The organism is Bradyrhizobium niftali, assembly GCF_004571025.1.
GTDB classification, from domain to species: Bacteria; Pseudomonadota; Alphaproteobacteria; order Rhizobiales; family Xanthobacteraceae; genus Bradyrhizobium; species Bradyrhizobium niftali.
This window is the reverse complement of sequence record NZ_SPQT01000001.1, coordinates 429,790-442,551: the sequence shown is the minus strand read 5'-3', so window position 1 is coordinate 442,551 and position 12,762 is coordinate 429,790. Positions and strand designations below refer to the sequence as shown.

14 protein-coding genes are annotated in these 12,762 nt (G+C 65.4%); 10 read left to right on the top strand and 4 right to left on the bottom strand.

What is annotated here, in order from left to right; translation table 11 throughout:
• Positions 1-68: 68 nt before the first annotated feature.
• Positions 69-545, bottom strand: a complete 477-nt coding sequence (locus E4K65_RS01985) for a hypothetical protein (protein WP_135172671.1) — start codon at positions 543-545, stop codon at positions 69-71.
• Positions 546-921: 376 nt separating this feature from the next.
• On the bottom strand, positions 922-1,851 hold the full coding sequence (locus E4K65_RS01980; protein WP_167770452.1) for a LysR family transcriptional regulator: 930 nt from the start codon (positions 1,849-1,851) through the stop codon (positions 922-924).
• A gap of 128 nt (positions 1,852-1,979) precedes the next feature.
• Between E4K65_RS01980 and E4K65_RS01975 the strand changes: the two genes are divergently transcribed.
• From E4K65_RS01975 to E4K65_RS01930, 10 genes are all read left to right on the top strand, one after another.
• Positions 1,980-2,918, top strand: coding sequence for a ring-cleaving dioxygenase (locus tag E4K65_RS01975; protein ID WP_135172670.1), 939 nt, complete (start codon positions 1,980-1,982; stop codon positions 2,916-2,918).
• Entirely contained in the window at positions 2,915-3,541 is a 627-nt protein-coding gene (locus E4K65_RS01970; protein WP_135172669.1) for an alpha/beta hydrolase, read from the top strand. The genes E4K65_RS01975 and E4K65_RS01970 overlap by 4 nt, the downstream gene beginning before the upstream one ends.
• 177 nt (positions 3,542-3,718) lie before the next feature.
• Positions 3,719-4,501 carry an IclR family transcriptional regulator gene (locus tag E4K65_RS01965; protein ID WP_135172668.1) on the top strand — a complete coding sequence of 261 codons (783 nt, stop codon included), beginning with the start codon at positions 3,719-3,721 and terminating at the stop codon, positions 4,499-4,501.
• Positions 4,498-5,373, top strand: a complete 876-nt coding sequence (locus E4K65_RS01960; RefSeq protein WP_135172667.1) for an ABC transporter permease — start codon at positions 4,498-4,500, stop codon at positions 5,371-5,373. The genes E4K65_RS01965 and E4K65_RS01960 overlap by 4 nt, the downstream gene beginning before the upstream one ends.
• 8 nt (positions 5,374-5,381) lie before the next feature.
• On the top strand, positions 5,382-6,248 hold the full coding sequence (locus E4K65_RS01955) for an ABC transporter permease (RefSeq protein WP_167770451.1): 867 nt from the start codon (positions 5,382-5,384) through the stop codon (positions 6,246-6,248).
• Between the two features lie 29 nt (positions 6,249-6,277).
• The gene (locus E4K65_RS01950; protein ID WP_135172665.1) at positions 6,278-7,342 is read left to right on the top strand and encodes an extracellular solute-binding protein; all 1,065 of its coding nucleotides are present in this window, start codon (positions 6,278-6,280) and stop codon (positions 7,340-7,342) included.
• On the top strand, positions 7,339-8,424 hold the full coding sequence (locus E4K65_RS01945) for an ABC transporter ATP-binding protein (protein WP_167770450.1): 1,086 nt from the start codon (positions 7,339-7,341) through the stop codon (positions 8,422-8,424). Before E4K65_RS01950 ends, E4K65_RS01945 begins: the two co-directional genes overlap by 4 nt.
• Before the next feature lie 2 nt (positions 8,425-8,426).
• On the top strand, positions 8,427-9,113 hold the full coding sequence (locus tag E4K65_RS01940) for an AroM family protein (RefSeq protein WP_135172663.1): 687 nt from the start codon (positions 8,427-8,429) through the stop codon (positions 9,111-9,113).
• Positions 9,110-10,216, top strand: a complete 1,107-nt coding sequence (locus E4K65_RS01935; RefSeq protein ID WP_135172662.1) for an S-methyl thiohydantoin desulfurase family protein — start codon at positions 9,110-9,112, stop codon at positions 10,214-10,216. The genes E4K65_RS01940 and E4K65_RS01935 overlap by 4 nt, the downstream gene beginning before the upstream one ends.
• A gap of 6 nt (positions 10,217-10,222) precedes the next feature.
• On the top strand, positions 10,223-11,776 hold the full coding sequence (locus E4K65_RS01930) for a hydantoinase/oxoprolinase N-terminal domain-containing protein (RefSeq protein ID WP_135172661.1): 1,554 nt from the start codon (positions 10,223-10,225) through the stop codon (positions 11,774-11,776).
• Between the two features lie 369 nt (positions 11,777-12,145).
• Here E4K65_RS01930 and E4K65_RS01925 read toward each other — a convergent pair whose 3' ends face one another.
• Complete coding sequence (locus E4K65_RS01925) at positions 12,146-12,376, bottom strand: hypothetical protein (protein ID WP_049823663.1); 231 nt, start codon at positions 12,374-12,376, stop codon at positions 12,146-12,148.
• A 35-nt stretch (positions 12,377-12,411) separates the two neighbouring features.
• Positions 12,412-12,648 carry a hypothetical protein gene (locus tag E4K65_RS01920; protein WP_135172660.1) on the bottom strand — a complete coding sequence of 79 codons (237 nt, stop codon included), beginning with the start codon at positions 12,646-12,648 and terminating at the stop codon, positions 12,412-12,414.
• Positions 12,649-12,762: the final 114 nt, after the last annotated feature.

The window sequence follows — 12,762 nt, the reverse complement described above, 5'->3', positions numbered from 1 at the left end:
CCCGGCCGGCGATGTGCTTCCGGCCGGACCAACGCGCCAAAGGGATCAACTCCTTTGGTGTACAGCTGTCACGAGCCCGGAGTTTTAACGACGAGCTTTATGTTCAACAGGTTGACGCCCTTGAATGGGTTCGGAGCGCTTTCGATTGTTCCCGTGCCCGTGGCGTTCGCATAGGCACCTGTGCCCGACAGGATTGTGTATTCGCCCGTCGATTTGCCGTCTTTGGCCGAACCGGTGTAGCGCGCCGTAATCGAGCCTTCCTCGAACGTGTAGGTGCTATAGCCGAAAAAGGGGCCTGACCCTTTGAGCAGGTCCGAAGCGTTGACGAACTCTTTCACTCCGATACGGCCATCGTTGAATACGGCGACACCAAAGAATTTGCCAGAGACAACCGTCTGTCCTTCGACGTTTGCGGCCTCTATGACCTTGAGGTCGATCGGCTTCGTGACCAGCTTGAACTCGAGCACCCGCTCACCGGCTACGGCTGTTGACGCCGCGACGGCCAATATCACGCCAGAAAGGAAAAAGGTGAGAGACTTCCGCATAGCTTCCTCCTGCGCTTGTTGAAATCAAGTTGAGAAGTGCTGGCGAGCTACTCGTCATGCCCCGGCTCTTCGCGGTGGCACGGAAGAGAGCCCTTGGCAACGCCCCGGCAGCGGCTGAAGCACTCTATCCTAAGGCGCAAAGTCGGGACGCAAATATGAGTCCCAAGCGACGGGAAGAAAGTTCAGGTTTCCGTTACGGTATAATCGTATCCAGCGACCGCTCGGGGACTCTCAGCAAAGGCACAATCCTCATGGTCTTTGCTGGTCGCCGGGCTTCTTCCAATCGTTCGCGGAAGAGCGAATTACTGTCACCAACGTTGACGAATGAATAGAACTCATGCCGCCCACCGCACCGTAGCCCGGCAGATTCATGCCTTCACGACCGAGCCTCCGCACGTCTGCGCCCGCTACCTGTCCCCTCCTCGCGGCCAAAATGCTCGACCAGGAAGTCGATGAACAGCCGCACCTTCACTGACAGATGCCGCGTCGGCGGATAGACCGCATAGAGCGCGAGCGGCGGCGCCGAATAATCATCCAGCACCGTGCCCAGCTCGCCCTTCCGCAAGGCATCAGCGGCGATGAACTCGGGCAGCAGCGCCAGCCCCCTGCCCTTGATTGCGACGTCGCGCAACACCTCGGCATTGTTGACGCAGAGCGACCAGGCCGGCTGGATCCAGTGATCGCCGTCGGCGCCGGTGAGCTTCCACTGATTGCCGGTGAGCAGGAAGCCGTAGGTCAGCGACGCATGCTCGCGCAGGTCCTGCGGATGCTTCGGTGTGCCATGACGCGCCAAATAGTCGGGCGAAGCGCAGATCATGCGCGCCACCGGCATGATCTTGCGCGCGATCAGGCTGGAAGATTCCAGCTCCGCAATCCGCAGCGTCACGTCAAAACCATCCTGCACGGGATCGAGCAGATCATCGCTAAGCACGATCTGAAGCTGAAGCTCCGGATATCGCACCATGAAATCGGCCAGCACCGGCCCGAGCCGCATGGTGCCGAACGACATCGGCGCGTTGACGCGCAACAGTCCCCGCGGTGCCGACTGGAGCTGCGCCACCGCCTGGTCGGCCGCCTCGATCTCCGAGAGAATGACGACCGCGCGCTCGAAATAGCGCTGGCCGTTCTCGGTCGGGCTCGCGTGGCGAGTGGTCCGGTTCAGGAGCTGGACGCCGAGGCTCTCCTCGAGATCGGCGATGTACTTGCTGATCGCCGAGCGCGACAGGCGCAACTGGCGGCCCGCTTCGGCAAAACTGCCGCTCTCGACCACCTTCACGAAGGCCCGGAGGCTGGCGACCTTATCCAAGCGCCCGCTCCAGCGATTGTTTCCAAATCGTAGACATAGACGTCATATTTGCACGGATTGTCTCCAATCCAAAGCGGAACGATATTTCCGGCCAGAGCAAGACCGCTCCCCGAATTTGGAGGACGACAATGTCTGGACTGCACCACGTCACCGCGATCGCCGGCGACCCCATCAGGAATTTCGGCTTTTACACCAGGGATCTCGGCCTGCGCTTCGTCAAGAAGACGGTCAATTTCGACGATCCCGGCACCTATCACTTCTATTATGGCGACGAGACCGGCCGTCCCGGCACCATCCTGACCTTCTTCCCCTGGGCCGGCGTGCCGGCCGGGCGCCGCGGCGTCGGCGAGACCCACCAGACCGCGTTCCGCGTGCCGCAGCGCTCGCTCGGCTACTGGACGCAGCGCTTCACCGAGAAGGGCATTCCCTACGAGGCGCTGGAGAAGCGCTTCGGCGAGTCCGTGCTGCCGTTCACCGATCCCGATGGCATGGCGCTCGCGCTGGTCGGCGTTCCCGGTGCCGAGAACGAGCCGGGCTGGAGCAATGGCGACGTGCCGGCCGAGCATGCGATCCGCGGCTTCCACGGCGTGACCTTGCTGCTCGACAGCGCGGCGAAGACGGCGGCCGTCCTCACCGACGTGTTCGGCTTCAAGGAGACCGGACGCGAGGGCTCGGTGATCCGCTTCAAGGCGCCGGGCGATGCCGAGGGCAGCGTCGTCGACATCTATGAGGCCAAGGGCTTCCTGCGCGGCCATCAGGGCGGCGGCTCGGTGCACCACATCGCCTTCCGCGCGGCTGACGATGCCGAGCAGGGTAAGATGGCGCAAAAGCTCGTGAGCAATCACGGCCTGCATCCGACCGAGCAGAGGGACCGCAACTACTTCCGCTCGATCTACTTCCGCGAGCCCGGCGGCGTGCTGTTCGAGATCGCGACCGACATCCCCGGCTTCGCCGTCGACGAACCCGTGGCGACGCTGGGACGCGACCTGAAGCTGCCGAGCTTCCTCGAACAACACCGCAAGCAGATCGAAGACGTACTGCCGAGCCTGGAAGAGAGCGTGTCATGACCGAGAGTGCATTCATCCATCGCTTCGAGCCCGCGACCAGCGCGGGCTCGGCCCCGCTCCTGCTGCTGCACGGAACCGGCGGCGACGAGAACGACCTGCTTGGGCTCGGCAAGATGATCTCGCCCGGCTCGGCCCTGCTCTCGCCGCGCGGCCGCGTGCTCGAGCACGGCATGCCGCGCTTCTTCCGTCGCCTCGCTGAGGGCGTGTTCGACGAGGACGACGTGCGCCTGCGTGCGCGCGAGCTCGGCGACTTCGTCAGCGAGTCGCGGCAGCGCTACGGCATCGCCGCGCCGGTTGCGGTCGGCTTCTCCAACGGCGCCAACATCGCAGCCGCGCTGTTGCTGCTGAAACCGGACGTGCTGGCGGGCGCGATCCTGCTGCGCGCCATGGTGCCGCTATCGGATCCGCCCAAGGCGGAGCTCGGCGGCAAGCCGGTCCTGCTCCTGTCCGGGCAGGCCGATCCGATCGTGCCCGCGAGCAACTCGGCACGGCTCGCTGCGCTGCTGTCGCAGGCAGGTGCCGGCGTGACTCACAAGGTCCTGCCGGCGGGCCATCAATTGTCGCAAGCCGACGTGACGCTCGCCCGCGACTGGATCGGCAACATCGCCGCGGAAGCGGCCTGATCCCAAAGCGGCGCACCGCCCAACCGCGGTGCGCCGTTTCGACACGGCGAGCGACCTTCCGCCGCATCTGCGCAATCGGGCACCACCCTGCCGGAAATTTCCGCTTGCCCGTTTCCGCGCCAGGCTTAGAATTCGGGACAAGGTTCCGGAATTTGGAACTGCCTTGGACCGATCTTCATGAGCGCCCTCACCAACGCGATCGAGATCCTGCGCTGCTTTTCCAGCGCGCGGCCGGATCTGTCGTTCGCGGACGTGATGGCACTGACGGGCAAGCCGAAGAGCTCGACTTCGCGGCTGCTGCGGTCCTTGCGCGACTGCGGCCTGCTCGAGCAGGACCCGCACACCCGCCGCTACCGGCCGGGTCTGCTCACCTTTGAGCTCGGCCGGCTGCACCGCGCCCATGATGATCTCATCAGCATGGCCGAGCGCGAGCTGCGCGAGGTCTGCGCCCGCACCGGCCACACCGGCTATATCGCCGTGCTCGACGGCTACGAGCAGGTCGTGCTCAGGATCGTGCCGGGCTCGAATCCCCTGCGTGTCGTCAATCCGCCCGGCCAGCGCACGCCGGCGCTCGCCACCTCCAACGGCCGCGCCATGCTCGCCCGCCTCACCGACGAGGACATTCGCGCGCGCGTACCCGCGACCTATCCAAAGCTGCCGCGCAACTCGCCGCAGAACTTCAAGCAGTTGATGGCCCGCCTCGACGAGATCCGCCGCACCGGCGTGTCGGAAGCGGCCGATGAATCGATCGAGGGCGTCGGCTCGCAAGGCTTTGCGCTGAAGAGCGGCGAGACCGGCGAGATGATCGGAATCGCGGTGTCCTATTCGGTGCAGGCGACCACCGCCGCCGAGCGCGCTGATGTCCGCCGTGAGCTGGCGGCGATGGCCGCAAAACTGCGGCGCATGACCGGCGATCCGCTCGATCAGGATACGGCACGCGTTCAGACGGGGACGCGATGAGCAGCGCCGCCGCCCAGCGCCCCAACGGCCTTGCGCTCTTCATTCTGCCGAGCGCGCTGCTGTTTGCCCTCTTCTTTTTCCTGCCGATCGGGCTGATGGCGCTGATGAGCGTGCTCACCGGCAATCCGGTGGTGGCGCCGAAGGTCGCCTTCACCACGCGTCACTACGCCCGCATGGTCGACGATCCCTTTTATCTCGAGGTGATCTGGACCACGATCCGGATCGGACTCGTGACCACGCTGGTCGCGCTCGCGATCGGCTATCCGCTGGCGCACTGGATGGCGCGCATCAAGAGCCGCACCGGGCACGCCCTGCTGCTGATGGCGGTGCTGGCGCCGATGCTGACCGGCATCGTGGTGCGCACCTTCGCCTGGATGACGCTGCTGTCCGACAAGGGCGTCGTCAATCAGACCCTGATGTCGCTCGGCGTCATCGGCCAGCCGCTCAAGCTGATGTACACGGAGACCGGCATCGTGGTCGGCCTCGTCCACATCTACGTGCCCTTCATGGTGCTGACGCTGACCGGCGTGATCGGCCGCATCGACGAGCGGCTGGAGCAGGCCGCGGAAAATCTCGGCGCAAGCCCCTTGCGCGCCTTCCTTGAGGTGACGCTACCCTTGAGTCTGCCCGGCATTCTCGCCGGCTCGCTGCTCGTCTTCGCGCTGGCGATCAGCGCCTATGTCACGCCAATCCTGCTCGGCGGCTTCCAGATCATGACGCTGCCGATCCTGATCTACCAGCAGATCTCCGCGAACTTCAACGTCGGCTTCGCCGCCGCGCTCGGCATCGTCCTACTGATGATCTCGCTCGGGCTCGTCGTCGCCTACAACCGCGCGCTCGGCCTCGTCTCCGGCCAGCGCGAATTGCAGTGAGGCCGACGATGCAAACCACCGCCTCGCACAGCCCATCGCTCGCGGCGGCCCGGCAGGCGGCTCCCGCGCGGACGGCCGGAAGCGTCAGGCATTACGGCCGCTATCTCTATCTCGCCGTCAACATCGCCATCCTGATCTTCCTGCTGGCGCCGATCGCGATCGTCGTCGTGTTCGCCCTGAACCCGACGCCCTTCATCCAGTTTCCGCCGGTTGGCGTGTCCTTGCGCTGGTTCGAGAAGTTCTTCGCATCGCGCGACTTCATGCATGCGCTCGGCTTCAGCCTCGAAGTCGCAGTCCTTACCACCATAGCGGCAACGATCCTCGGCGCCTCCGCCGCGCTCGCGCTGGCGCGCGGCAATCTGCCGGGCGCGCGGCTGATCGTGGCGACGATGCTATCTCCCCTGATGCTGCCGGCGATCCTGACCGGACTTGCGCTGTTCCAGACCTATGTGCTGCTCGACGTGGGACGTCCAACCTGGGGCCTCGTTGCCGGCCACACGCTGGTGACGCTGCCTTACGTCGTGCGCACCACGCTCGCCGTGCTGCATAATTTCGACACGCGCCTGGAGGAAGCGGCACAGAACCTCGGCGCAAGTCCCTTGCGCACCTTCTTCGAGGTGACGCTGCCGCTGATCAAGCCGGGCGTGCTGGCAGGCGCAATCTTCGCCTTCATCGTCTCCTTCGACCAGTTTCCGGTGTCGCTGTTCCTGGTCTCGCCGGGCAACGAGACGCTGCCGGTCACGCTGTTCAACTATCTCAAGTTCGATCTGGACGGCACGATTGGGGCTGCTTCCGTGGTCTCGATCGTCCTCGCCTTTGTCGTCGTCATCGGGCTCGACCGCACGGTCGGCCTGCGCTCCTACGTCAAATTGTAACCGCTCATTGCACCCGAAGGAATCGAGACATGATGAAAGCTCAGGGATCCTCACGGCTCAGCCGCCGCCGCTTTCTGACCGCGAGCGCCTCGCTCGGCATCGGCACGATTGCCGCGCCCTACGTCGCGCGCGCCGACGATCCGACGCTGCGCATCACCGGCTGGGGCGGCAAGTGGGGCGAGATCATGAAGGCCGAGATCGGCCCCGCCTTCGAGAGCGAGTTCAAGTGCAAGCTCCAGATCGATTCCGCGTTCCCTTATCTGCCGAAGCTTCAGGCGAGCTCGCGCTCCGCGCCCATCTATGACGTGCTGCACACCAATTCCAACGAGCAGTGGGCCGCCGCCGAGATGGGCCTCGTCGAGCCGAAGATCGATCCCAGGCTCGTGCCGAATCTCGCCGACGTCTACCCCTACGCCGTCAGCGACAAGATCGTCGGCGTCTCGATCTTCACCAGCGCCATCGGGCTCGGCCTGCGCACCGACAAGGGCTATGGCAGCATCACCTCGTGGAAGGAGCTATGGGACGCGAAATACAACGGCGTCCGTGGCGGCTACGTCATTCCCGTCAACAGCCTCGGCCAGGCCTTCCTGATGATGTGCGGCACGTTGTTTGGCAAGGGACAGACCGACCTCGATGCGGCCTACACCGCACTGGAGAAGCTCAAGCCGATCAAGATCGTCGATTTCACCGGCGCGATGGAGAAGATGCTCCTGTCGGGCGAAGTCGGCCTCTGCGTCATCCACGATTCCGGCATCTACCGCTATGACGGGCAGAACCAGCCGACCGACTTCGTCTCGCCGAGCGAAGGCGTGCTGTCGCTCGAGCAGGTCCTGACCATCACGCCCGGCAGCAAGATGAAGGAGCTCGCCAACGCCTATGTCAACTACATGCTGCGCCCAGAGGTGCAGAAGCGCCTCGCGGAAACCGTGTGGTACTCGCCGGCCAACAAGAAGGTGAAGCTCGACGCCAAGTACGACGCCAAGCTGCTCACCACGCCCGAGAAAGTCTCGAAGCTGATCCAGGTCGACTGGAAGTGGTACAACGAGCGCAAGGACGAGATCGACCAACGCGTCAACCGGATCTTCCGCGCATGAGCGCGTCGATCGAGATCGCCGGCGTCAGCAAGGTCTATGACGGCGGCGTCCGCGCAGTGGACGCGGTCGCCATGGACATCCGGCAGGGCGAGTTCTTCTCCCTGCTCGGCCCGTCCGGCTGCGGCAAGACCACGACGCTGCGCATGATCGCCGGCTTCGAGACGCCGAGCGCGGGCGCGGTCCGCGTCGACGGCGCCGACATCACCCATGTGCCCGCGCACAAGCGCGACATGGGCATGGTGTTCCAGAATTACGCGCTGTTTCCCCATCGCACCGTCGCCGAGAACGTCGCCTTCGGCCTGCGCATGCGCGGGCTCGACAAGGCGAGCATCGCAGCCAAGGTGAAGGCGGCGCTGGCCATGGTCGAGCTGTCCGGCCTCGAGGACCGACGCCCCGCCCAGCTCTCCGGCGGCCAGCAGCAGCGCGTGGCGCTCGCCCGCGCCATCGTGATCGCGCCGCGCGTCCTGCTCTGCGACGAGCCGCTCGGCGCGCTCGACAAGAAGCTGCGCCAGCAGATGCAATTCGAGCTCAAGCAGCTCCAGAAGAAGCTCGGCCTGACCCTCGTCTTCGTCACCCACGACCAGGAAGAGGCGCTGGCGATGTCCGACCGTATCGCCGTGATGAACGGCGGCCGTGTCGAGCAGGTCGGCACGCCGACGGAGATCTACAACCAACCCACGACGCGCTTTGTCGCCGACTTCATCGGCGACACCAACATCTTTCGCGGCGAGCGCACGACGACGAGCACTGTCGCCTCGGCGCTCGACGTCGGCAAGGGCCTGATCCTGGCGCTGCCGCCGACCGAGGCGCAAGGCACCGGCGTTCTCTCGGTGGCGCTGCGTCCCGAAAAGATTCGCCTCATCCCGCGCGCTGACGCCGCCACGGCAGCCGGCAGCTCCGCCCACGGCATCGTCGAGAACACCAACTTCCTCGGCGGCGCCGTGCTCTACCGCATCACGCTCGAGGGCGGCTATCGCGTCCTCGTGCAACAGCCCAATGCAGGCACGAGCCGCCTGTTCGTTCCCGGCAACGGTGTCACGCTCGACTGGACGCCGGCCGATCTCGTCGTCTTGAAGGACTAGACATGAACATGCCATTGAAGCACCAGCGCATCGGGGTGGTCGTGATCGGCCAGAGTCCACGCCCGACCGTCGCATCGGAAATCGCCGCCGTGCTGTCGCCGGACATCGAGATCGAGCTGCGCGGCGCGCTCGACGGCATGAGCCGCGCCGAGATCGACGCGATCCCGCCGATGGACGGCTACGACACGCTGTTCACGCTGCTGCCGAACGGCGACGGCGTCACCATCAGCAAGAAGGAGGTCGAGCGCCGCGCGAGCCAGCAGATCACCCGCTTCAAGCACGAGGGCGTCGGCGTGACGCTGATGGCGTGCACCGGCAAATTCCCCAATCTCGCGGCCGACGGCCTCGTCATCCTGCCCTCGGCCATCCTGCACAATCTCGTCGAGGCCGTGCTGCCGAAGGGCCGGCTCGGCGTGTTCTCGCCGCTGCCTGAGCAGACCATGCTGATCGACAAGAAATGGCAGCGCGAAGGCGTCGAGGTCGTCGGCATCACGCTGCGTCCCGGCTCGAGCGACGCCGTCGTCGACGAAGCCGCACGCACGATGGCGGACCTCGAGCCCGATCTCGTGGTGATGGATTGCATCAGCTACACCAGCGCCAACAAGGCGCGTGTGCGCACGGCCTATCCCGGCCCCGTGATCCTCGGCATTGCCGCCGCGGCCCGTATCGTCGAGGAGCTGGTGTCGTGAGCAAGGTGGAATTGAAGACGATCAGCCTCGAGGAGATCGAGGCGCTCGCGGTCGGCGCCTGGATCCTCGGCACCGGCGGCGGCGGCAGCCCCTATCTCGGCCTGCTCAATCTGCGCCGGCTCTATGCCGAGGGCCACCGCGTGCAGTTGATGTCGCCGCTCGACCTCGACGACGAGGACTGGGTCGCCGTGGTCTCCAACATGGGTGCGCCGCTGGTCGGACAGGAGCGCCTCGCCGACAGCCGCAACATCGCGCGCGCCGTGCGCATGCAGGAAGAGATCAACGGCATCAAGTTCCGCGCCGTGATGTCGGTCGAGATCGGCGGCGGCAACGGCGTCCAGGCGCTGATGGCGGCCGCCCATCTCGGCATCCCCGTGGTCGACGCCGATTGCATGGGCCGCGCCTTCCCCGAAGCGCAGATGACCTCGGTCGCGATCGGAGACCTGCGTCCCTATCCCTGCACCCTCTACGATCCGCGCGGCATCGAGGCCGTCGTCACCAAGGTGCCGAGCTGGAAGTGGATGGAGCGGGCCAGCCGCAAGATCTGCGTCGAGATGGGCTCGATCGCCTCCACCAGCAAGGCGCCGCGCACGGGGCGCGAGGTGAAGGACTGGGGCATCCACTTCACCACCACGAAGGCGATCGGCATCGGCCGCGCCGTGCAGGAGGCAAATCGTCGTCACGAGGATCCGATCGCCGCACTGCTGGCCACCGAAGGCGGCAAGAAGCTGTTCACCGGCAAGATCATCGACGTGGCCCGGCGCACGACGGAAGGATTTTTGCGCGGTTCGGCCATGATCGAGGGCAGCGACGCCGACCGCGGCAACAAGCTGGTGCTCTCGTTCCAGAACGAGTGGATCGTGGCCTGGCGTGGCGAGAAGGCTATCGCGACATCGCCCGATCTGATCTGCGTGCTCGACAGCGTCAACGGCCACGGCGTCGGCACCGAGACCGTGCGCTACGGCCAGCGTGTCACCGTCGTGGCCCTGCCGGCGCCGGCCGTGCTGACGAGCCCCCGAGGCCTCGAATTCGTCGGCCCCCGCGCCTTCGGCTACGACCTCGACTACCGTTCTCTCTTCGCGCCCGCAGAGGCTGGAGCTTAAGATCCCATGAAGCGTATTGGCATCGATGTCGGCGGCACCAACACGGACGCCGTGCTGATCGTCGACGAGAAGGTCGTCCATTCCGTCAAGCGCCCGACCACCGCCGACGTGACTTCCGGCATCCTCGACGCGCTCAAGGCGCTCCGCGCCGAGCCGGCCGCCGCGATCAAGGTCGATGCGGTCGTGATCGGTACCACGCATTTCATCAACGCAGTGGTGCAGCGCCGTCACGTGCAGAAGATCGGCGCGATCCGCATCGGCATGCCCGCGAGCGCCTCGCTGCCGCCGTTCTGCGACTGGCCAACCGATCTCGCATCCCTTGTTAATGGCGAGATCTTCATGCTGGAGGGCGGCCACGATTACGACGGCCGCCCGTTCATGCCGCTCGACACCTCCGGGCTGAAGGACGCCGCGCGAAAAATCAGGGACAAGGGTCTGCGCTCGGTCGCGGTGTGCTCGAGCTTCTCCCCGCTCGATCCCTCCTGCGAGACCACGGCGCGGGAGATCCTCGCCGAGATCTGTCCCGACGTCGCGGTGACGCTGTCGCACGATCTCGGTCGCATCGGCCTGCTCGAGCGCGAGAATGCCGCGCTGCTCAATGCATCCCTGCACGATCTCGCGATCACCACGGTTGCGGCCTTCCGCAAGGCGATCGCCGACAGCGGCATCGATGCGCCGCTGTTCCTGACCCAGAACGACGGCACCGTGATGCAGGCCGAGATCGCCACCGCCTTCCCGGTGATGAGCTTTGCCTCCGGCGCCACCAATTCGATGCGCGGCGCCGCGCATCTGTCCGGCCTCGACGATGCCATGGTCGTCGACGTCGGCGGCACCACGAGCGACATCGGCCAGCTGCGTCATGGCTTCCCGCGCGAGGCCAATGCCGTGGTCGAGGTCGGCGGCGTGCGCACGCTGTTCCGGATGCCCGATCTGCTCTCGATCGGGCTCGGCGGCGGCAGCCATGTCGACGAGGATCCGGTCCGCGTCGGCCCGCTCAGCGTCGGCTACCGCCTGACGACGGACGCGCTGGTGTTCGGCGGATCGCGCCTCACCGCCACCGACATTGCGGTTGCGGCCGGCCTGATCGACATCGGCGACCGTTCACGCGTCGCCAAGCTGCCGAAGCGCCTGATCGATGCCGCGCTGCGCGATGCCTGGCGCAAGCTCGAGGAAGACATCGACCGCATGAAGACCGAAGCCGGCGACGTGCCGCTGCTCGCGGTCGGCGGCGGCGCCTTCCTGGTGCCGGATCGCCTGCCCGGCATCTCCGAGATCGTGCGCGTGCCGCATGGCGACTGCGCCAATGCGGTCGGCGCTGCGATCGCGCAAGTCAGCGGCGAGGCCGACCAGGTGTTCCGCGATCTCAGCCGGGAGGATGCGATCGCCGCCGCGCGCGATATCGCGGCGGACCGTGCCGTCCAGGCTGGCGCCGCGCGCGACAGCCTCAAGACCGTCGACGTCGAGGACATGCCGATTGCGTATCTGCCCGGCAACGCGCTGCGCGTGCGCGTCCGCGTTGCTGGCGCGATCGCCGATCCGGATCTGCCGGCGGCGGCGTAAGCGCCTCCCCGGGCATGACGATCCTCGCGAAACAAAAAGCGCGAAAACAACCCCATGCACAGTAGCCGGCGATAGTGGAATCAACGGCTTACGCGGGCAAGCTACGAGGCGGAGACAGACCCCTCACCCGAGTGAGTCTGCGTCTACCGGCCTCGCTGCCCTCTCCCGCAAGGGGAGAGGGCACAGCAACGGGCCGCCGCGCGCCTCGAACGACGAGGGTGCTCTCGCTCCCCTACTCCCAATACCAGGCAGAGGAAACGTTCTCGAACTGCGGGACTTCCTTACAGATCGGCGCCCCTTCGATGTTCGCTCGCATCGGGACGCTGCGAAGTCTCATGCACTGAAGAATTCGCGCACTGACAGGCTGCTTCATTTTTCCCTGGGGCGCTGCGGCTTTTCCCTTCTCGCCGCCTGCGAGGTTCGGCTTGCGGGGGCCTCAAAGACCGCAATACGCCGATCGAGTTGCCATAGCTCGATGTCGTTGGCATCAACTAGCTGCGCAGCACGTTCCCGTGCTTCCTGCTCGTCGGCGCACTGCAAATTGGCTACGCTTATAACGTGGTGGTGCTGATCCAAAAGGTAAGCCCTGTAGTGAGCCATCCCCACACCTCCCAATGCCTGCGTTTATCGGATCATCACCTCAATCCTTCAATCAGCGTTCTCCAGCCGAACGCATCGTTCGCCGTCAGCAGCAAAGCGCCAAGCGTTCCCAAGTAGGACGGCAGTTCGCAATCGGGACGCGCGTTCATATTGCCGACAAACGAGGCGACCGCGTTCTTGAGATCGCCTCGGTCCAGATGATCGAAGGCCCGTTGCTTGCAACGCTCGACATATTTATCGCGCGCCAGCTCAATTAACAGGGAACGTTCCATTTCGTCTCCCCCGACCGATGACTGTCTTCAATCGTTGGGGAATTGGAACGGACCGGGCTTTTTCCGTCTGTTCGAAAAGCGACAGACGGATCTCTTTTGCTCGCAAGTGTGGGA